Source organism: Vibrio sp. R11-SG3-ISO3-SZ (genome assembly GCF_059834345.1).
Map to the genome: position 1 here is coordinate 25,253 of NZ_JCBDGX010000104.1, position 20,176 is coordinate 45,428.

The following is a 20,176-nucleotide window of genomic DNA, read 5'->3' on the forward strand; positions in this document are numbered from 1 at the left end:
TACCTTGATTCGATAGTTAGGCAGCCCGGGGTTAAGCCGGGCTTTTTTACGCACTTAGAATGGGTTGGCCTGGCATTCGACCAACCCAACGGGTGCTTGCGAGCGATCTATGCCTGCTATAGAGTGGGCTAAGAGCATGATTCGAATTCACAAGGACAGAGTATGAAAACCATAGGCGTGATTGGCGGCATGAGTTGGGAGTCAACGGCAACCTACTACGCGCAGATCAACCAGGGAGTGAAAGCCGCGCTTGGTGGTTTGCACTCCGCAAAAGTGATTATCCATAGTGTCGACTTTGCACAAATTGAAGCGTTGCAACACCAAGGTGAGTGGGAGGCAACGGGGGGGATATTGGCGCAGGCAGCGCAATCGCTCGAACGTGCTGGCGCCGATTTTTTCATCATAGCGACCAACACGATGCACAAGGTGTCGGAGCAGGTTGAGCGCGCCGTGTCGATTCCTCTCTTACACATTGCCGATGCAACGGGGCGTGCACTTCAGGCGCAAGGTATCGAAAAAGTGGGATTACTCGGCACCGCATTTACGATGGAACAAGCGTTCTACAAACAAAGGTTAACGGATAAATTTGGTATTGAGGTGTTGGTGCCCAACGGCGTGCAGCGCCGATTGGTACATGACGTGATTTATCAAGAGCTCTGCTTGGGAACGCTCAATCCACGCTCGAAAAACGATTATCACACCATTATTGATGAGTTAGCGGCAGCCGGCGCACAAGGGGTGATTCTGGGCTGCACCGAAATAGGATTGTTGGTCAAACAGCAAGACACCTCAGTGGCTTTATTCGACACCGTCGCCATTCACGCGGCAGAAGCGGTGGCAATGGCGCTTGAGGAAGGCTCGCTTTAGACAGCGAATTCTTGAGGCTAAGTAGGCCGTCTGTTACGACGGCCTCAATTGAGCAGAGTTACAAATCAATGTGAAAAATCGAGGTTGTGCCGCTGACTTCATTGCCGACCGCGATAAAGTGCTCGCCAGCTCGAGTGAAATAATGAATCGACTCAGGGCCTAAATCACCGGCTTTAGGGTTGTAGGTCTCGTTGTCACATTCTCCCTCATCGACTTTGGTGCAGACAGGTTGGTTAAAATCACGCGGGTTCACATAGTGAAGGAACATCGCATCGCTAGGGTCCGTGACGTCATACACCATGATACCGCCTTGACGTTCTAAGCCAATAAACGCGTAGTGACGGTCGTTAATCTGAGCCACTTCGATCGCTTCAGGTTCTACGCCCTTATCATCACTGCGGTCGTCTGCACTGTCGTTGTTGTCATTGGTGCTGTTGAAGTGCTCCGGCTGCGTGGCGAAGACAATCTGTGCAAATTGATCGCCACTATCGTAAACGCGTTCGCCTTGCTCATTCCAAATAGAAAACGATCGCGCGCCAAACGCCTCGACAACCTCATCTTTCTGTAACGTCTTGCCTGGGTCGATCACCTTTAATCGTGCGAGCTGCTGATTATCTTTTAACGCGAGAGTCAGAGGATGATCGTCACTCACCTTGAGTTTTTTGCCTCGTGATTCATCGCTATACGCGATACAAAAATCGAATTTTGAACCATAATCAGCGGTGCCAGAGTAATCGTCGCCATCCCATTGGTAGCCCTTGGTATCGCATTGCTGTTGAGTGCTATCGAAACCATACTCGCGGCCATCCCCTTCGTTCGCCGTGATGATATAGCTGACGCCATCGACTGAATAGGTGGCAATGGAGTCGGGCATATAAAGGCCAACCAACTGTGGGTAGGATTGAAAATAACCGAGCCTTTTATCTTTATTTGAAGCATCAAGAGTGGCAGTAGACCATGATTTGCCGCCCAGTCCATAAATGGCCTCAACTCGGCGTGTGGTTACATCAATTTTAGCGAGGGCGTTGTTCTCTTGCAGCGCCACAAATAGCTGACCTTTGTCATCAAAGGCAAGGTATTCCGGCTCGAGATCTTGGGGCACGCTGGCACCCGGAGCGGAGAGTCGAACATCGCTACCCAATTCGTCGTGACGGACGCCACCTTCATTGAAATCGGTAAAGCCAATTTGCGTGACAATCGCATTGTGATAACCCGTTGAAAGGTCGATGAGGGTGACACTGCCTTCTGGATCGACGCTGTAATCGCTGTTGGGTTCTCCCTCGTTGGCGGCCGCGATATATCGACCGTCTTTGGAGAAACTCACCATATCTGGCAGTGCGCCAGCAGGGTAGGTGGTCAGCAGCTCAAACGTATCACCGCGGTAGAGCGCGATGATGCCCGCTTCTTGCTTGATGCTGTTTTCAATCGCGACCGCGATCCACCCCTGATGCGTTGAGACACTATTGGCTGCGCCAATCTCAATGCCTGCGTGTGTCGCCGCTTGCTGAAGATCGAGTTGCGTCTTCAAACTGGGGGCATGATCGTGACTAAGCGTGAGTACATCGACTTTCTTGGCCTGTGCGTTAACAACAAATAGTTGGTCAGTGCAGGCATCGTATTTGACGATTTCAGCGGCCGAGGTGGCAAACGGCGCATCGGCCGCGTATCGACCCACAAGCGTTAAACCTGCAATAGAAGTCTCACTTTGCGAAGGTGCGACAGTTGCTGTACAACTTAGCGCAGGAACAAGCGTACTGTTTTGTTCTGTAGGTGATGAGCAAGCGGAAAGGGCGGTCAACACGCCGGTGATCGCCAATGTACGAAGAGCAAAAGGCGCGGTATGAGATTGAAAAGACAAAGTAAATCCTCCTTGATGAATGTGGCTCTAGTCTAAGGAGGACTTATGAACAAACCGTGTCGCTTTTGTCTCATCAATGTGAAAGAAAAGTTGATATAGACGGATAAACCAAAGAGTGAGAGCGACTTCTACAAACTAACTTTGTTGTTGAGTAATTAAGTGCACAAGCTCATCTTCGGTAGAGGGGGTTTTTGCAAGCTCCAGCTCGCACTCTGCACCGCCCTTAAGCATGTAGACTCGAGTCGTGCAGTGATCGTGGTGAAACCAACGACCGTCGATACACACGTCTGTATAGCAGCGAGGATCTTTTTTGAGTTCCATATGTTTCGTCCCTGTTTGGTTGTTGTTACAATTTTTAACCTAACTTGGATTTTCTACAGAAAAAATGACCTGGCTCAAGCTTAGGGGAAATGTGGCAGACTCGCGCCGCTTGCGTTGCGAAAATGAAGGTTATAGGCTATTCATTTATTGAGGAAATCGCATAAATTGCGTAGATTCATTGCAAAAATGAAATACGCTAAACATCAAATGCTGAGTGACAGATGATAAAGGATAACGCGCAAAACTGGAGTAATGGATGAATCTAGGCCGTGGACGCTTTACTTGCTGGTGTGTACTGATGTGCCTAATGGTCTCACTGAAAAGTTTAGCCAGTGACATAGATCATGCTCGCATTCTTGTGATCAAATCCTACGATCCCAACTTTCCTACCTACGCCGATATCTCTTATGGCTTAAACGAAGTGTTAGACCGAGATTCAGTCCTTCTCGATGTCTCTTATATGCACAGTAAACTCGTTTATGATGTCGTCAGTGTCGCCAATTATAAAAGAGCGATCTCCTACCAATTTCTCAACAGCCAGAAATACGACATGGTGATCACTGTGGACGACAATGCGCTAAGATTTGCACTCTCTGAGCGGCAAGGGCTGTTTCGTGACCTGCCGATTGTGTTTTTGGGTGTCAACAATGTTGAGCTTGCCTTATCTCTCAAAGGAGACAAGCAGGTATCAGGCGTGATTGAAGCTGTGTCATTTGATGAAAATATACAGTTTATCCAAGAGGCGATGCCCCATGTTGAGAACATTCATCTGTTAGTGGATGGTACTACCACAGGGCGTGCCGACTTTGAGAAACTGTCTCGCACTATCGCAGACTACCCCGATTTTAATTGGAAGAAACTCGATTTAGCGACGCTTGCTTGGGGTGAATTGATAGAGGACATGGCGTCGATTGATGCACACAACAGTGTAGTCCTGCTGATTTCGGCTTATCGAGACAAGAACAACGTGGCCCTCTCTTTTGATGAGTCGGTGGATCTTATCACTGATGCTACCACTGCGCCGATCGTCCATCCTTTTCAACACGGTATTGGTCAAGGGTTACTGGGTGGATTAGTGGTGGATCACCGCGCTCATGCGGTACTGGCGGGAGAGCTTGCTCACCGATACTTTCATCGCGGCTATTTTATTGAAGAGGACATGGTGGTTCAGCCGCCTACTAAGGCGCTGTTTGATTATGCTCAGCTCACACGTTTTGGTATTAAAGAGCGTGATTTGCCCTCTGGCAGCCACATATTGGGCAAACCCGAGCCAATATTAAGTCGCTACTATGTCGAAGTCATGACGCTGTTTGGCTTGGTATTTATCATCTTAACGACCTTGGCGCTGCTTGCATGGGTGAAAAAGCGCACCGCAGAGCAAGATGAAGACAAATTAAAGTCGATATTGAACAGCTTAGACTCCTACATCTACCTCAAGGATGAGCATGGTAGATATCTGTTTGCGAATAAAAAAATGTGCCAAAACCTCTCTTTGGACGAAGACGAGGTGCTGGGCAAAGACGACTATGACTTATTTGATGAAAACGTCGCAACGCGTATTTCAAGCGTCGATCAGTTAGTGGTCAATTCGAAAAAGCCCTACAGCAGTGAAGAAACCTATTGGCATGAAGATGTCGGCAAGAAGATGATCGTGCATACGCGTAAAGTCCCTTTGATGAATGACAAGGGTGAAATCTACGCCATCTGTGGTTCATCCATCGACATCACCCGAAGTAAAACTCAAGAGCGCATCATCGAGCAGATTGCTTATCAAGATCCGACCAACGGCTTGGGAAATCGCGTCAAACTCTTTACCTATTTGACGGATGTGATGTCCAAAAGCGAGTTTGTCGGCGGTCAAACTGCGGTGGGCTTTTTTGATATCGATAATTTCCGCTACATCAACGAAACCTATGGCCACACTGCTGGGGATCACTGTATTGACATCGTGTTGGATAAATTGAACCGTCTGGTGGGCGAGTCCGGTCAAGCGCTGCGATTGGGGGGCGATGAATTTTATTTGGTCGTCTATGGCGAGACGCACGCTAGCCAAACCATCCGAGACATTCAGCGCCAGTTGCCAGAAACGGTCAATATTTTAGGCAATACGATACCGCTAAGTGTCAGTGTCGGGATCTCACTCTACCCAGCAGAAGGGGTGACCGAGCCGGAGCAGCTTTTGCGCCGTGCGGAACTGTCCTCCTATGAAGCAAAAATGCGAGGCGGGAACCAAGCGGTATGCCTTGATAATAGTCAGGATCAAAAAGCGTCCGACAATGAGTTCATCACTGAGGTAATCGGCGCGATCCACCGCAATGAGTTGGAGCTCTACTTCCAACCCAAAGCCAGCTCTAAGCAGAAGAAAATCGTCGGCGCTGAAGCCCTTATTCGCTGGAATCATCCGGTCAAAGGCTTTTTAACCCCCAATATGTTCTTGCCAGAAGTGCATCGTTTAGGCCTCTTTAAACAGATCGATGATTGGGTGATTGAGCGCGCGATGGAGACGTTAGATGCCTGGTGTGAAGCCGGGTTAGCGCTTAACTTGAGTATCAACCTCAGCCACGAATATTTCAGTCAAACCGACCTGTTTGAGATACTACAAGGCAAACTGGCGCGTTACCCAAACATCAAACAAGGTTTGCTTGAAATCGAGATCTTAGAGACGCATGCGCTTGAAGATTTGAATCACGTGTCGAACATGATTAAGAAGTGCCGTTTGTTGGGTATTCGTTTCTCGATAGATGATTTCGGCACTGGCTATTCGTCATTGACCTATTTACAGCGTTTGCCGGTCGATACCCTAAAAGTTGACCAAAGTTTTGTGCGCCACGGGCTAAGTGAAGTGGACATCGGGATACTGAAAGGAATTTTGGTGTTTTGTCATGCACTGCACATCACCCCGATTGTTGAAGGGGTCGAGACAGTGCAAGAGTTGGAGCGCTTGAATGAGGTGGGCTTTGATTACATTCAAGGCTATTTGATTTCAAAACCAGTGACAGAGAATGCCTTTATCGCGCGAGTAAAAGCGCAACCGGCTAATCTTTCCAGTGCTTGAATTCCACTGCATAAGTACTACTGCATAAGTACCAGTGCTCGATGAATCAGCATTGACACCACTAAAAAACGCCCGCCTCTGAAAAAGAGGCGGGCGTTTTTTAGTTAAAGTGTCGTTAAGCGACCGATTCAGCGTCGGTAGAGGGCGTAGCTTCCGCCTTTGTCTGAGTGGGCAGGACCAACGTCATAATGATTGCAGCAATGCCACTGGTTGTGACGGGAGAGCCAAACACGCTTTGCACCAGTTTAGGCATTTGGCCCAAGATGTCTGGTACGAGCATGACACCGAGACCAAAGCCAAGCGAGACAGCCAAAATCATCAAGTTGCGACGATCCAACTTCTCGCGCGCGATGATTTTAATCCCAGCCGCTGCCACCGTGCCAAACATGACCAGCGTTGCGCCGCCGATGACGGGTTTCGGTATGGTGGTTAACACGCCACCAATGATGGGGAAGAGGCCTAGCACCACCAAAATCAGTGCCACAAAATAACCCACGTAACGACTGGCGATACCAGTTAAGTGAATGACGCTATTGTTTTGGCTAAAGGTGGTATTTGGGAAGGTGTTGAAAATCGCCGCCAGCATGGAGTTGACCCCATCCCCTAGAATCCCTGCTTTAATGCGCTTCAAATAGCCTTCACCGGAGACCGGTTGTTTGGTGATCATGCAATTGGCGGTAATGTCACCTGTCGATTCTATCGCGGTAATCGCGTAGATAACGGCAACGGGAATAAAGGCATACCACTCGAAATCGAAGCCGTATTTGAACGGTTGAGGGATGCTAAGTAGCGGCTGATTAAAGGCATTGTCGAAATTGACCATACCCATCGACGCGGCGGCGAGATAACCGACCACCATACCCACCAATATGGACGATAAACGTACCATCAGGTTTTTTGAACGGTTAAGCGCAATGATAGTGACAAGAACCAGTGCGCCGAGTACTAAGTTGTGCCAATCGCCAAAGTTGGGCGCTTTGACGCCACCGGCTAAATCCGTCATGCCGACTTTAATCAATGAGATGCCGATAGTGGTGACGACGATCCCTGTGACCACAGGAGTAATGATACGTTGCAGTTTGTCGATGAACTGAGATAACACAATTTCAATAAACGCACCGACAAAACAGACACCGAAGATCATCGCGAGAATCTCTTCTGGGCCACCCCCTTGAGATTTAGCAATGAACCCGGCCGCTAGTACGGAGCTAAGAAACGCAAAGCTGGTCCCTTGGACACAGATCATGCCAGCGCCAATCGGACCGATACGGCGAGCCTGAATAAAGGTACCGACACCCGAAACAATCAACGCCATACTAATGAGATAGGGAATATGCTGGCCAAGGCCGAGCACGCCACCAATGATAAGCGTTGGAGTAATAATACCGACGAAACTCGCCAGTACGTGTTGCAGACCTGCATAGAGCGCTTGACCCGTTGCGGGGCGATCTTCCAGTGCATAAATCAGGTCACTGTTTTCCTTGTGAGACATGTTGACTTCCTTGTATACAATATTGTTGACATTGTATTGATCAAGTTAGCAACCATTGTGCCATTCATGAATTGGATCGATAAGTTAATAAATACAGTGAGTTATGTCAGAGTGGTCAGTCAACGAAGTCGCTAAGTTGCATAGCGTTGGTGCAGTTGACCCGTTTTGGGGGTAGAGAAAGAAAAAACCGCCGGGTAGGAAGGCACCGCAGCGGCAAAACAGAAATTAGGTTGGCGGATGATGCTCTAACCAGTGACGGGCGATTTGCTCTCGCGTGGCGATCCACACATCCGAATGGGATTGCACGTAGTCGAGGAACTTTTTCAGCGCCATAAAGCGACTAGGTTTACCTATGATGCGACAATGCAGGCCAATTGACATCATTTTCGGTTTGCTTTGCCCTTCTTGATAGAGGCAATCGAAGTTGTCCTTGAGGTATTGATAAAACTCTTCCCCATGACTGAATCCATAAGGGGAGGCAAATCGCATGTCATTGGTATCCAGTGTGTACGGCACAATCAGATGAGGCCGCGTCTGTCTGGGCTTTTGTGCATCGGGTACTTGCGTCCAAAACGGCAGGTCATCCCCATAATAGTCAGAGTCGTAGAGGAGGTGGTCATGCTCGGCCACGAGAGCGCGCGTATTGGGGGAGTCACGTCCTGTGTACCAGCCGATCGGTTTTTTTCCTGTGAGCGACTCTATGATTTGGAGCGCTTGCACCATATCTTCACGCTCTTTCTCAATCGGCGCGTCTTGATAGTGAATCCATTTCAAGCCGTGACAGGCAATTTCATGGCCATCGTCGAGTAATGCCTTGGCCACATCTGGGTTTCTTTGCAAGGCTGTCGCAACGGCAAAGGCGGTGAGAGGAAGACCTCGCGCTTTGAACTCATCGAGAATTCGCCACACGCCGACCCGAGAGCCGTATTCGTACAAGGATTCCATACTCATGTGTCTATCAGGGTAAGCGCTCGCGCCAGCGATTTCGGACAAGAAGGTTTCCGAATGCGCGTCGCCATGCAATACGCAGTTCTCGCCGCCTTCTTCGTAGTTCAAGACGAATTGCAGCGCAATCTTTGCCCCATTTGGCCACTTAGCATCAGGGACGTTATCGCGTCCATAGCCTGTATAATTTCTTGGATTATCCATATCCATTTGTATCCCTCAAATTTTTTATTGACTCCAGTGCTGATAGCGGCCGTGAAAGGCTTTCCCTATCGGCGCGCCATAATGACCGCACTTGGCCGTGTTAAGTTGTAAGCTGTACAAAGACTCCGCAAGCTTGACCGCGGCAGTGACGCCATCAATCACTGGAACTTGGAGATCTTGACTCAGTTCCGCCGCAAGATCTGACATGCCCGCACAGCCCAATACGATGGCTTCAGCCCCATCTTGCGAAAGCGCTTGACGGCACTCTTGGCGCAACTGTTCATACAGCGAGGTATGCTCGGATTCCAAGGCAAGCACGGGAATGTCGGTTGCGCGCACACCGGTACAGAGATGCGCGTAGCCGTAGCGCTGCAACAGATGGTGGGCGGTGGGGACGGTGCGAGAGAGCGTGGTGACCACACCAAATCGATGCGAGACCAAACTGGCGATTTGAAAAGCTGCACCGGCGATGCCGATGACAGGCGCTTGCGCTATTTCGCGCGCAGCATCAAGCGCGGGATCGCCAAAGCACGCAATGATATGTGCATCGACGCCTTTTTTCTCCCCGTCAGTGATGAGATCGAGTAAGGCCGCAGAGGCGATGGTTTCATCCAACGCACATTCAATGCTTTCAGGGCCGTGCTCAGGACAGCGAGCGAGGATGTCGCTGGAGGGCAGCGCGACAGTCAAAGCCGATTGGGCAATTTTATCTGTCATGGTAACGCTGGTGTTTGGGTTAATCAGTTGGATTTTCATAGCACACCTTTACGAGTCCATGTTGGCAAACAGCTGAGTGAAATCAACGTGGGCATCTTTTTTACCTGTTAATGAAATCGAGCGCTTAATATGGATCAAATGGTGTCGCATCCACTGCTGCGCCTTGTCGACTTGATGGGTGTCGAGCAAATCAATCAGCTCAAGATGATCGCCACAATCACAACTCACGCTCTCTCTGGTACCGTAGGCGGCGATAACCAAGGATGAGCGGTAGCACAACTGCTCGATAAACTCAGCCAAGACCGAGTTGTTGCCCATATGAGCAAGCTCATAATGAAACTTCGCCGTCAATTGAATGGAACGGGCTAAATCGCCGTCTTGTTCGGCTTGCTTCTCTTGCGCTACCATATCGCGAAAACGCTGCGACACTTTGAGATCCCAATTGTCCGAAATGTCACCGAGCAACAGAGGCTCTAATGTAATGCGGCTATCCAAGACTTCTTCCGCCTCTTGACGACTCGGACGACTGACCTGTGCGCCTTTATTCGGCTGAATCACGACAAAACGTTCAATCGCGAGGCGCTGTAGCACTTTGCGTATCCCGGTACGGCTCACCCCAAACGCTTCCGATAACTTGTCTTCGGGCAAACGCTCACCGGGCGGAAGCTGATGCTCGACAATGGCTTTGAGCATCTTTTGATAAATCTTTTCGTCGTTCGACATGATGACTCTCTATTTGTTTGTATACAATTCAAGGTAGCAATATGTATACCATGTTGTGATCCCTTCAAAACTCAATCAGGTACGCCATCGAGTGATAAATCGGCCCGATTTGCACCTTTATAAAGCATAAATGTTTACTTTAAGTGCAATGAGCGATGAGTAATTTGTGGTTCGGTGTAGCTCTGCTGCCATTTAATTGTGGCACAATCTTTGTATTGATGATTGTATACAATGATTATTTAACTTTGATTGAGAGCTCAACAAACAAAATGAATCTATTAGCAAAACTTAAGAAAGAGTGGTTTTTGGTCGGCATGGTGGTCGCGATAGCGCTTGCGACGATCACGGCAGAGATTGGACGCTCCGGCGGGCCGATTCACTTGGACCAATTGACGGCGGTGGGGGTTGCCATTGTCTTCTTTCTTCATGGCCTGGGGTTATCGCCACAAGCGATTAAAGCGGGGTTGACCAATTGGCGTCTGCATATTTACATCCAGGTGGCGACGTTTGTGGCATACCCAATTTTATGGGTAGTGTTTGGCGATCTCTTTATCGCAACCATGCCAGCGGCTCTAGCGTTTGGGTTTTGTTATCTCTTGGTTCTGCCGAGCACCATCTCGTCATCGGTTGCGATGACGAGTGTCGGTAAGGGAAACGTGCCAGGGGCGATCTTTAACGCGTCGCTATCGAGCATTATTGGTGTGGTGATCACCCCAGCTTTGATTCAGCTCTTTATGGGGTTTGAAGGGGTGTCACTCAATCTGCTCGACTCCGTGTTGTCGATCGCTAAGTTACTTTTGGTTCCGATGATTTTAGGCCAGCTTCTTCGTCCTTACCTGCTGGCTTGGACGGAGAAACACAAAGCGGTAGTCAATAAAGTCGACAAGTATGTGATTCTTTTGATCGTTTACAACGCCTTTTGTGATTCTGTTATTAACGGTATCTGGAGTGAGTTCTCTGCGGGGTTGCTGTTGACGGCGATTGCGCTGTGTGTGGTGATTTTGTTGGTGATGGTCCACTCCATTCAGTGGGGTGCAAGAAAAGCCGGTTTCGATCTTCCTGATGAAGTGGCGGCGGTGTTTTGTGGTACCAAAAAGACATTAGCGGCCGGGATCCCGATGGCGAAAGTCATTTTTGGAACCGATCCAACGCTCGGTATGTTGTTATTGCCGATCATGTTGTATCACCCAATCCAGATTTTCTATTGCGCCGTGCTGGCTAACCGTTACGCCAAGCAGAGCGAAGGGGTAAAAGCCGCCGCGCTTTAAGCGCGCTAATCGGTGCAACCATTAAGGAAAGATGATGAGTAAGGATACTCGAATTTATTGCGCGCAAGGGCCACACTCTTTGGCGCCGACAAAAAAAGGCCGACTGAGTGGCACTCGGTTTGTCTTTAAAGATCTGTTTGATGTAAAAGGCTACCGAACAGGGGCAGGCAATCCACAGTGGTTAGCCACTCATGATGTTGCTAGCCAGACATCGCCGCTCATTACCACTTTGCTTGAGAGTGGTGCAGAGTGTGTTGGGCGAGTACAGACCGATGAGCTGGCGTACAGCTTAAACGGTCAAAATATCCATTACGGCACGCCAGTGAACCCCAAAACGCCTGACGCGATTCCAGGTGGCTCATCGAGCGGCAGTGCGGTGGCGGTGGCAAGTGACGATTGCGATTTTTCAATCGGTACGGATACCGGTGGTTCAGTACGTGTCCCGGCCAGTTATTGTGGGCTGTATGGGTTGAGGCCGACGCATGGTGCGTTGAGCCTTCAACACTGCTTCGAACTGGCGGCTCGCTTTGACACTGCCGGTATTTTCACCAGAGATTTGGCGATGATGGAGCGAGTATGGAGGAGCTTGTCGACTGACCACGGTGCAGCACCTCTCCAATGGTCCTTCTATCTTGATGAGCAGTGCCGTGCTCTTATGAGTGCCGATCACACCGAGCAGTTAACGCGCCTCAAAGCGTCGGGTGTAAAGATTCAACAAGGTGACTATCTTGCGCGTGCGGGATGGACGCTCGATCAGTTAAGTCACCTGTTTCGTACCCTGCAAGGTTTCGAGATCATTCGCCAACACGGTGAGTGGTTAGAACGCTATGGGGAGAGCTTGGACCCGGCGATTGCAACGCGCGTCGAGTGGGCAAGAACCTTGACCGAGTCACAGTATACAGCGGCTTGTGATGAGCAACAGCGATTCAAACAGGCGTTAGTGGAGCATATGGAAGAGCATGCGTTATGGTGGCTACTGCCAACTACGCCCGCCGGTGCACCGAAACTGACCATGCCAGCTAATGAATTGGCCGTTTATCGCAGCCAGCTTATGGGTCTGACGAGTCTTGCTGGGCTCTCTGGCTTACCGCAATTGCATCTCCCTAACGCCGCAGCAGCGATGCCGTGCGGACTCTCTTTTCTTGGCAGTGCGCACAGTGAACGTGCCCTTATCCAGACTGCCATGCAACTCAACCTAGACACGAGCCAAGGAGTGGCCGATGAAGCATCAAACCGCGTTTACCGCCCCACATCATAAAGCAGCCGAAGTTGGCCAAGCGATTTTAGACGCCGGTGGCACGGCTAGTGAAGCGATGGTCGCTGCCGCTGCGATGATCTCAGTCCAATACCCCCATATGAATAGCATCGGAGGGGATGGATTTTGGTTGATTGCGAAACAAGGCCAAGCCCCAGTCGCGATTGATGGTAGCGGCGATGCGGCGGCGCAGGTGGATGTTAACGCCTACCGATCTCTGGGTGATGAACTGCCCGATCATGGCGCGCTTTCGGCCATCACGATGGCGGGCACGGTCGCAGGTTGGCAAGCAGCGCTTGAGTATGATCATGGCAATATGACACTGGATAGATTACTTACCCCCGCGATCCATGCCGCGCGCGAGGGGATCACCGCGACGCAGAGCTTGGTCAATGCCAGTGAAAAAACCTATCAGCGACTGGCTTCACTAGACGGGTTTGCCGATATTTATCTCAATCAAGGTGAGACGCTCAAGGTCGGCGATCGTATCCGGAATCCGGCGCTGGCCGATACTCTATCGATGCTGGCAGAAAAGGGACTAGAGGATTTTTATCGCGGTGATTTGGCGCAGTCGATGGCTGATGATCTAGCCGCGATGGGTAGCCCAATCCGTCTTGAAGATTTTCATCAATTTCGCGCTAAAGTGATGCAGCCACTGCATGTCACGACCTCTAAAGGCACACTGTATAACTTTGGTGCGCCAACCCAAGGGGTGGCGTCACTGCTGATTTTGGCTATCTACGATCGTATAGCGGTCAACGCTCAGACCGAAGTGGAGCACATTCACTGCCTTGTTGAAGCCACTAAACAAGCGTTTTTGATTCGTGATCGCGAGGTGTGTGATGAGGCGTCATTGCGAGAGCCTTTGCAGCATTGGCTCAGTGACGACGAGGTGGCTAAATGTACTGCTGCCGTGAATCCTAACCGCGCCCTAGCTTGGCCTCACCAAGCCAAACCCGGCGATACGATCTGGATGGGGGCCAGTGATCAATACGGCACCATGGTCAGCTTTATTCAAAGCATTTACTGGGAGTTTGGGTCCGGTGTTGTGCTGCCAAAGACCGGAGTGCTATGGAATATCCGCTCCAAGAGTTTTTCTCTGGATGCAAAGCATCACAATGTATTGGCACCCAACAAGAAGCCTTTCCATACCCTCAACCCTGCTTATGCTGAGCTCAGTGATGGCCGCAGAATGAGCTACGGCACGATGGGCGGTGAAGGTCAGCCCCAAACGCAAGCGTGTCTATTTAGCCGCTACCACTATCAATCTTATCCCTTGGATAAGGCGATCTCAGAGCCTCGCTGGCTGTTGGGGCGCACGTGGGGCGATGCCACACACAACTTACGCTTAGAGCGCTCACTTAACCAACGCTGCGGCGCTGAGTTGGTGGCGCTCGGTCACGACGTTACCACCGTCGACGATAATAACGAGCTGATGGGCCATGCTGGCGCCATTGTGCTGGATGAACAAGGAAGAGCCATCGCCAGTAGCGATCCGCGTAGCGATGGCCGCAGTTTTGTAGGAGAACAATAATGTCACAGGCCAACGAGCTATTTGAAACACTTAACCCACCGCAACGCCTTTTGATGGGGCCGGGGCCAATCAACGCTTATCCTCGCGTGCATCAGGCCATCGCCCAGTCACTGATTGGTCAGTATGACCCTGTGATGACCGGTTACATGAACCAAGTACAGTCACTCTATCGCGGCGTTTTTCACACCCAAAACCCGCAGACGATGCTCGTGGATGGCACTGCGCGCGCGGGGATTGAAGCGGTGTTAGTGTCGGTGTTAAAACCGGGCGACAAAGTGCTGATCCCCGTCATTGGCCGATTTGGTCACTTATTGTGCGAAATTGCTACGCGGGTTGGCGCTGTAGTGAAAACCATCGATGTTGAGTGGGGTGAAGTGTGCGCGCCAGAGCAAATTGAACAGGCGATCAAAACCTTTCAGCCAACATTGCTCGCCACTGTTCAAGGAGACACCTCCACGACCATGAACCAACCGTTGGCTGAGATGGGCGAGCTGTGTCAGCGCTATGGTGTGCTGTTCTATTGTGATGCCACTGCATCGATTGCCGGTAATGAATTGTATGTCGATGATTGGTATCTTGATGCGGTGTCAGCAGGGCTGCAGAAATGTTTAGGCGGGCCTTCGGGCTCAGCGCCGATTACGCTGAGCGAGCGCTGCGCTGCGCTAATCAACAGTCGTAAACATGTCGAAGCGGGCATTCGTGCCGCTCACCACGTTGATGGTGAAGAAGCACCAATCCAATCGAACTACTTTGATTTAGCCATGGTGATGGATTATTGGGGGCCAGAGCGCCTTAACCATCATACTGAAGCCACCAGCATGCTTTATGCCGCACGCGAGTGTGCAAGACTGTTCCTTGAAGAAGGCCCAGAGCAGGTCATCGCGCGTCACAAGCAAGCGGGAGACGCGATGGCATCGGGGCTTCGCGCGATGGGGCTAGAGCTATTTGGCAATCAAAATTACAAAATGAATAACGTGGTCGGTGTGGCAATACCGAGCGTTAAAAAAGCGGCGGGTACGGTCGATGGCGATGCGGTGCGTCTTGAGCTGCTGCACCGGTTTGGTATCGAGATTGGTACCTCGTTTGGCCCACTGCATGGCAAGATCTGGCGCATCGGTACTATGGGGTTCAACGCGAGACAAGAGTGCGTATTGACCACCTTGGCGGCGCTGGAAGCGGTACTGATCAAACACCAAGCGGACATCATTCCCGGTCAGGCAGTTCTGGCGGCTATGGCGCATTATCAATAAGGAGCAGCCATGAGTGTAGATACAGTGGATGATAAGAGGCACCAAGCGATGAGCATCGGTGCTGAGCGCATTATGGTTCAAGCCGACCAACTCGCTCAATGCAGCGAGGAACGGGGTGCGCTGACACGCGGATACCTGACCAAAGAGCATCGAAGTGCCCACGATCTGATCGCGAAATGGATGCGCGATGCGGGACTAGAAACCTGGCAAGACAGTGTAGGCAACCAGTGGGGGCGCAAAGTAGGCAGCGATCCTGAGGCGAAAGCATTGGTGCTGGGCTCTCACAGTGACACGGTCAGAAATGCAGGTAAATACGATGGCAACCTCGGTATTATTCTCGCGATAGAAGCACTGTCGCAACTAAAAGAGTGCCGCTTTCCGTTCCACATCGATGTGGTGGCATTTGCAGACGAAGAAGGGATGCGTTTTAACACCACGCTCATTGGATCGAGCAGTGTCGCAGGGCAATTTGATCCCAACTGGCTCGATATCGCGGACGCCGATGGTATGACCATGGCAGACGCCATGCGCCAGTTTGGACTAGCACCGAGTCTCGCAGGAAATGATGCGCGTAACGATCTGCTTGCCTACTTGGAAGTGCATATTGAGCAAGGCCCAGTGCTAGAAGCGGAGTCATTGCCCGTTGGTATCGTGACCGGTATTGCTGGGGCAAAACGTTTTACCTGCAAGGTAGAGGGCATGGCGGGACACGCAGGCACAGTGCCGATAGATTTGCGTCAGGATGCACTGTGCGGCGCGGCTGAAATGGTGAGTTTTATTGAACGTTTTGCTAGAGAGCAAGAGATTGTCGCGACGGTGGGTAAACTATCCGTCGCACCGGGTGCGGTGAACGTGATCCCAGGTGCAGTCGAGTTTACTTTGGACATTCGCTCGCTCAATCAGCCGACGCTGGAGGCGTGTTGTGAGGTAGTGATCAACGAGTTGAACTTGATTGCGAAAAAACGTCGCCTACATTTCGACAGCGACAAGATATATCAAGCGAAAGCGGTCCTCTGTGATGCCGCCTTGCAGCAGCAATGGGCCTCAGTCGTTGAGTCGGTGACCGGTCAAACGGCGCGCTGTTTACCGAGTGGCGCAGGCCATGATGCCATGGTGATGGCGAAAGTGACCGACATCGCGATGTTGTTTGTCCGCTGTGAGAAAGGCATTAGCCACCATCCTAAAGAACAAGTGAATCAAGACGATGTCGCGGTGGCACTGGAGTGCTTGATAGGCATGATTGACTCAATGAACCTCAAGGCAAAGTCGCCTTAACGCCCTCTAACTAGGATTCAGTGATGTCGTAATATCTTGCGACATTCTGAGTCACTTTTCCCCACTGTGATTCTTGCACTCGTCGTTGATGCTGCAGAAATGCTTCATAATCGACAAACTCTTCATACACATCAAATCGATGGATGTCGTTAGGATTTTGCGTGACCTCAAAGCACAGGCAGCCGGGCTCATTTCGAGTGAGTCTACGGTGTGTCTCCAGTTCGGCCAGTACGATACTACGATCTTCGAAGGGAATAATGATATGGCCGGAGAGTGTGACTTTGTTCATTGTGCGTCCTTGGTCGAAAGTGCCTTCAGCATACCGTGCCCATAGGTGAAATCATAGGGATGATAGCGATAAAAAAACGCCCAGTAAGAGCGCGTCTTAAGTGGGCGTTAAGTTCGTTAGTCGCGAGCCGGTGGACGGTGCTCACTCATAAATTGCGAGAGTTCCGCCTCGGTGACTTTTCCATCGCCATCGGCATCAATAGAGCTAAAATCACGGGCTAACGGCCCTTTGGCTTCATCAGTGGTGATGTAGCCATCGCTATTTGAATCGATATCGCTAAAACTTGGCGGCGGGCCCTTGCGATCCTCGTCATTTGCACAAGCGGTGGTGATTAACAGAGCGCCGAGTAGCGCGGTACCAATGGTGAGAGTTTTCATCGTATTTTCCTTGTTAACAATGATTGACACACAGCATTGGAGCCGTTGAGTGGGATTTGGTTCGTGGCTTTACATTTTCTTACATTTGACGCTCCCACCAGTGTGAACTGGCGGGAGGGGGGGGGAAGCTTAATGGCTGTGACTAAGGGCCTCTTTAAGTTGCTGACGTTCTTGGTCTGTCATATTGGTTTTGTTGAGAAAGGGCATATCGGTCGACTCGACCGTACGCGCTAGAATCCGCGGGCTCCAGCGCTCAATATCTTGCCAAGAGTCGAAGATTGCGCCACTAGGTGCGACGGTGAACACATCGTCAGTCGGTGTGGCGCTGTGACATTGAGTGCAGCGCTGCTCAATGATCTGCGTCGCTATTTCGATATAGTGAGTACGATTGATATCATCAGCAAGGCCGGAAGTGTCTCCTTCCGACGCGCTCTGTTGATGCAGGGCTGAGTCCTGGGAAGTGGTCGTTTGCGTGGCCACACTGCTTGCGGTTGCCGTTGCGCGCGAGGCTTTATTCGCTTGAACGGATCCCCAACTGACGAAAACCGCGAGAAGCAGCATGGCTATCGAGCTTGAAATGAGTACGCTTGGCTTCGATTTTCCCGCATGCTTAAGGTTAAAGTAATGGCGTAAATACGCGCTGATCACCAAAATCAGCATCCCCACTAACCAACTCAGCGAGTGTTGGTAGATCATCGGGTAGTGATTACTGATCATGAGAAAAATCACGGGCAGGGTGAAATAGTTATTATGGATAGAGCGGCGTTTACCCTCCAGTCCGGGAGCCGGATCGACCGCTTCACCCGCCGCTACTTGCGCCACCATTTTACGCTGGCCGGGAATGATTTTATGGAACACGTTGTTGACCATGATGGTACCCATCAATGCACCCATATGGATAAAGGCACCCCGACCACTAAAGATGTGGGTAAAGCCATAGAAGAATAGCGCACCAAGCGCGATAAGTGCGCCGCAAAATAGCCCAGCGTGACGCGAGAGGGGGGAGCGCATCAATGCTTCATAGACAACAACGCCGAGTGCAATGCCACCCAAGCCCAAACTCACGGCTTGGAGGCTAGTTAAACTCATGACTCTGGGATCAATGAGGTAGGCGGCGGCGTTAAAATAGTACATCCAAATCATTAACGCGGTGCCAGTGATCCATGTCGTGTAGGCTTCCCATTTAAACCAGTGCAAGTTGGTCGGCATGCTTTGAGGTCCAACCTGGTATTTTGCTACTTCGTAAAAACCGCCACCATGCACGGCCCATAAGTCGCCTTTGATACCTTTATCTTTCTTCCATTGCGGTGGATTTTCTAGGCTATTGTCAAGCCAAGTGAAATAGAAACTGGCGCCAATCCAGGCCACCCCACAGATTACATGAAACCATTTGATAAAGAGCGCAAACCATTCGTAGAGTTGTGGCCACATACTGATACATCCTTTTGATAAACTAAATTTCCGTGAACATAAGTGCGTTCGATGACACGCTCATCGCCTAGGGTGACAAGGGCGAAGAGTTGCTCATTCAAATCCTGACAGCGCGCTGTACGCTGCTTGAGCATGGGAAACGCGTTGAGATCTAACTCAACAAAATCGGCTTCCGTGCCGACATTGAAGTTGCCAATACAGTGATCCAGCCCCATCGCGACGGCGGCGCCTTGAGTACACAAATATAAGGACTCAAATGCATCGAGACTGATGCCTTGTAATTGACAGATTTTGTAGGCGTCACTTTGGTTTTTAAGCAAGCTCAAACTGGTGCCGCCGCCAACATCACTGGCAATCGAAATAGGAATACCTGCCTCTTTTGCTTGCTGATAGGGAAACAAACCGCTGCCCAAAAACAGGTTCGATGATGGACAAAATGAGATTGACGCGCCACTGCTCGCCAGCGCGTGTTGTTCCCGCTCGCTAAGATGAATCGCGTGACCAAATAGGGCTCTATCACGAACCAAATGGTTGCGCTCATAGACGCTAAGGTAATCGCTGTCGTCTGGGTAAAGCGATTGAACCCAAGCGACTTCGTTAATGTTTTCGCTTAAATGAGTTTGAATGAAGGTATCGGGGTGCTCATTGGCCAGTTGTCCCGCCTTCGCTAACTGCTCCGGTGTGCTGGTCGGCGCAAAACGCGGCGTGATGGCATAAAGAGCACGGCCATTTTTGTGCCAGCGCTCAATCAAGGCTTTGCTATCACGATAGCTGGTCTCAGGCGTGTCTTGCAGTGCGTCAGGACAGAATCGGTCCATCATCACCTTGCCACAGACCATGCGCGCATCGTAGTCTTGCGCGGCGCTGAAAAATGCGTTGACCGACTGCGGATGCACTGTGGCATAGACACTGGCTGTGGTGGTGCCGTGGGCAAACAACTGTTGCAGAAAAAAGTCGGCTTGCTGCTTGGCGTAATGGGCATCGCTAAAACGAAGCTCAGTGGGAAAGGTGTAGGTGTTGAGCCAATCTAACAGCTGTTTTCCATAACTGGCGATGATCTCAATCTGCGGGAAATGAACATGAGAGTCAATCATGCCAGGAATCAATAAACCGGAGTGAACCTTGACTCGTCCCTGTGTGAGGAGATCTTGGTTGGCAGAGTGGGCGAAGAAGGCGTTGGCATCACCCACATGAACGATTTTGCCCTCTTCGATGACCAATACGCCATCGCGCCAATACTCATAGTGCTTTTGGGGCTCAGATGTCGCTGTTGGAAAGTGCAACAAGGCGCCACGGTGAATCTGTTTAGCCATGA

17 protein-coding genes are annotated in these 20,176 nt (G+C 50.7%); 7 read left to right on the forward strand and 10 right to left on the reverse strand.

Features of this window, described 5'->3' with window-relative positions; genetic code table 11:
* Nucleotides 1-162: 162 nt before the first annotated feature.
* Nucleotides 163-867 (forward strand): aspartate/glutamate racemase family protein, encoded by a 705-nt coding sequence (locus AC6R1O_RS13395; RefSeq protein ID WP_500657186.1) that lies wholly within the window; start codon nt 163-165, stop codon nt 865-867.
* A gap of 58 nt (nt 868-925) precedes the next feature.
* Here the strand turns inward: AC6R1O_RS13395 and AC6R1O_RS13400 are convergent, their stop codons facing one another.
* Nucleotides 926-2,725 (reverse strand): choice-of-anchor I family protein, encoded by a 1,800-nt coding sequence (locus tag AC6R1O_RS13400; RefSeq protein ID WP_500637516.1) that lies wholly within the window; start codon nt 2,723-2,725, stop codon nt 926-928.
* A gap of 135 nt (nt 2,726-2,860) precedes the next feature.
* Nucleotides 2,861-3,046: a hypothetical protein gene (locus AC6R1O_RS13405; RefSeq protein WP_500629469.1), complete on the reverse strand. Its 186-nt coding sequence runs from the start codon at nt 3,044-3,046 to the stop codon at nt 2,861-2,863.
* 256 nt (nt 3,047-3,302) lie between these two features.
* Between AC6R1O_RS13405 and AC6R1O_RS13410 the strand changes: the two genes are divergently transcribed.
* Nucleotides 3,303-6,101: an EAL domain-containing protein gene (locus AC6R1O_RS13410; protein ID WP_500657187.1), complete on the forward strand. Its 2,799-nt coding sequence runs from the start codon at nt 3,303-3,305 to the stop codon at nt 6,099-6,101.
* A gap of 115 nt (nt 6,102-6,216) precedes the next feature.
* Here AC6R1O_RS13410 and AC6R1O_RS13415 read toward each other — a convergent pair whose 3' ends face one another.
* The 4 genes from AC6R1O_RS13415 to AC6R1O_RS13430 form a co-directional block, all read right to left on the reverse strand.
* The gene (locus AC6R1O_RS13415) at nt 6,217-7,593 is read right to left on the reverse strand and encodes a nucleobase:cation symporter-2 family protein (protein ID WP_500657188.1); all 1,377 of its coding nucleotides are present in this window, start codon (nt 7,591-7,593) and stop codon (nt 6,217-6,219) included.
* A gap of 225 nt (nt 7,594-7,818) precedes the next feature.
* Nucleotides 7,819-8,748, reverse strand: coding sequence for an allantoinase PuuE (gene puuE, locus AC6R1O_RS13420; protein ID WP_500657189.1), 930 nt, complete (start codon nt 8,746-8,748; stop codon nt 7,819-7,821).
* An 18-nt stretch (nt 8,749-8,766) separates the two neighbouring features.
* Nucleotides 8,767-9,498 carry an aspartate/glutamate racemase family protein gene (locus AC6R1O_RS13425; protein WP_500657190.1) on the reverse strand — a complete coding sequence of 244 codons (732 nt, stop codon included), beginning with the start codon at nt 9,496-9,498 and terminating at the stop codon, nt 8,767-8,769.
* 9 nt (nt 9,499-9,507) lie between these two features.
* Nucleotides 9,508-10,182: a GntR family transcriptional regulator gene (locus AC6R1O_RS13430; protein ID WP_487901424.1), complete on the reverse strand. Its 675-nt coding sequence runs from the start codon at nt 10,180-10,182 to the stop codon at nt 9,508-9,510.
* A gap of 269 nt (nt 10,183-10,451) precedes the next feature.
* Here AC6R1O_RS13430 and AC6R1O_RS13435 point away from each other — a divergent pair, with 269 nt between their 5' ends.
* From AC6R1O_RS13435 to AC6R1O_RS13455, 5 genes are read left to right on the forward strand one after another with little or no spacing between them, the layout of a single operon-like run.
* Entirely contained in the window at nt 10,452-11,450 is a 999-nt protein-coding gene (locus AC6R1O_RS13435) for a bile acid:sodium symporter family protein (protein ID WP_334551965.1), read from the forward strand.
* A gap of 34 nt (nt 11,451-11,484) precedes the next feature.
* Nucleotides 11,485-12,708, forward strand: coding sequence for an amidase (locus tag AC6R1O_RS13440; RefSeq protein ID WP_500657191.1), 1,224 nt, complete (start codon nt 11,485-11,487; stop codon nt 12,706-12,708).
* Nucleotides 12,671-14,239, forward strand: coding sequence for a gamma-glutamyltransferase family protein (locus AC6R1O_RS13445; protein ID WP_500657192.1), 1,569 nt, complete (start codon nt 12,671-12,673; stop codon nt 14,237-14,239). Before AC6R1O_RS13440 ends, AC6R1O_RS13445 begins: the two co-directional genes overlap by 38 nt.
* Nucleotides 14,239-15,489, forward strand: a complete 1,251-nt coding sequence (locus AC6R1O_RS13450) for a pyridoxal-phosphate-dependent aminotransferase family protein (RefSeq protein WP_500657193.1) — start codon at nt 14,239-14,241, stop codon at nt 15,487-15,489. Before AC6R1O_RS13445 ends, AC6R1O_RS13450 begins: the two co-directional genes overlap by 1 nt.
* 9 nt (nt 15,490-15,498) lie before the next feature.
* A complete protein-coding gene (locus AC6R1O_RS13455) occupies nt 15,499-16,764 on the forward strand; it encodes an allantoate amidohydrolase (RefSeq protein WP_500657194.1) in 1,266 nt (421 codons plus the stop codon).
* Between the two features lie 10 nt (nt 16,765-16,774).
* On the opposite strand, the gene AC6R1O_RS13460 is transcribed toward AC6R1O_RS13455, so the two are convergent.
* The 4 genes from AC6R1O_RS13460 to guaD form a co-directional block, all read right to left on the reverse strand.
* Nucleotides 16,775-17,053 (reverse strand): putative quinol monooxygenase, encoded by a 279-nt coding sequence (locus AC6R1O_RS13460; protein WP_500657195.1) that lies wholly within the window; start codon nt 17,051-17,053, stop codon nt 16,775-16,777.
* A gap of 116 nt (nt 17,054-17,169) precedes the next feature.
* Complete coding sequence (locus AC6R1O_RS13465; RefSeq protein WP_500657196.1) at nt 17,170-17,430, reverse strand: EF-hand domain-containing protein; 261 nt, start codon at nt 17,428-17,430, stop codon at nt 17,170-17,172.
* A 129-nt stretch (nt 17,431-17,559) separates the two neighbouring features.
* A complete protein-coding gene (locus tag AC6R1O_RS13470; protein WP_500657198.1) occupies nt 17,560-18,861 on the reverse strand; it encodes a urate hydroxylase PuuD in 1,302 nt (433 codons plus the stop codon).
* The gene (gene guaD, locus AC6R1O_RS13475; protein WP_500637529.1) at nt 18,807-20,174 is read right to left on the reverse strand and encodes a guanine deaminase; all 1,368 of its coding nucleotides are present in this window, start codon (nt 20,172-20,174) and stop codon (nt 18,807-18,809) included. The genes AC6R1O_RS13470 and guaD overlap by 55 nt, the downstream gene beginning before the upstream one ends.
* Between the last annotated feature and the right edge of the window lie 2 nt (nt 20,175-20,176).

Bases quoted from the DNA above. Each gene is read 5' to 3' on its own strand.
- AC6R1O_RS13395 (WP_500657186.1), top strand. From the start codon at position 163: ATGAAAACCATAGGCGTGATTGGCGGCATGAGTTGGGAGTCAACGGCA.
- AC6R1O_RS13405 (WP_500629469.1), bottom strand. From the start codon at position 3,046: ATGGAACTCAAAAAAGATCCTCGCTGCTATACAGACGTGTGTATCGAC.
- AC6R1O_RS13410 (WP_500657187.1), top strand. From the start codon at position 3,303: ATGAATCTAGGCCGTGGACGCTTTACTTGCTGGTGTGTACTGATGTGC.
- AC6R1O_RS13415 (WP_500657188.1), bottom strand. From the start codon at position 7,593: ATGTCTCACAAGGAAAACAGTGACCTGATTTATGCACTGGAAGATCGC.
- puuE (WP_500657189.1), bottom strand. From the start codon at position 8,748: ATGGATATGGATAATCCAAGAAATTATACAGGCTATGGACGCGATAAC.
- AC6R1O_RS13425 (WP_500657190.1), bottom strand. From the start codon at position 9,498: ATGAAAATCCAACTGATTAACCCAAACACCAGCGTTACCATGACAGAT.
- AC6R1O_RS13430 (WP_487901424.1), bottom strand. From the start codon at position 10,182: ATGTCGAACGACGAAAAGATTTATCAAAAGATGCTCAAAGCCATTGTC.
- AC6R1O_RS13435 (WP_334551965.1), top strand. From the start codon at position 10,452: ATGAATCTATTAGCAAAACTTAAGAAAGAGTGGTTTTTGGTCGGCATG.
- AC6R1O_RS13440 (WP_500657191.1), top strand. From the start codon at position 11,485: ATGAGTAAGGATACTCGAATTTATTGCGCGCAAGGGCCACACTCTTTG.
- AC6R1O_RS13445 (WP_500657192.1), top strand. From the start codon at position 12,671: ATGAAGCATCAAACCGCGTTTACCGCCCCACATCATAAAGCAGCCGAA.
- AC6R1O_RS13450 (WP_500657193.1), top strand. From the start codon at position 14,239: ATGTCACAGGCCAACGAGCTATTTGAAACACTTAACCCACCGCAACGC.
- AC6R1O_RS13455 (WP_500657194.1), top strand. From the start codon at position 15,499: ATGAGTGTAGATACAGTGGATGATAAGAGGCACCAAGCGATGAGCATC.
- AC6R1O_RS13460 (WP_500657195.1), bottom strand. From the start codon at position 17,053: ATGAACAAAGTCACACTCTCCGGCCATATCATTATTCCCTTCGAAGAT.
- AC6R1O_RS13465 (WP_500657196.1), bottom strand. From the start codon at position 17,430: ATGAAAACTCTCACCATTGGTACCGCGCTACTCGGCGCTCTGTTAATC.
- AC6R1O_RS13470 (WP_500657198.1), bottom strand. From the start codon at position 18,861: ATGTGGCCACAACTCTACGAATGGTTTGCGCTCTTTATCAAATGGTTT.
- guaD (WP_500637529.1), bottom strand. From the start codon at position 20,174: ATGGCTAAACAGATTCACCGTGGCGCCTTGTTGCACTTTCCAACAGCG.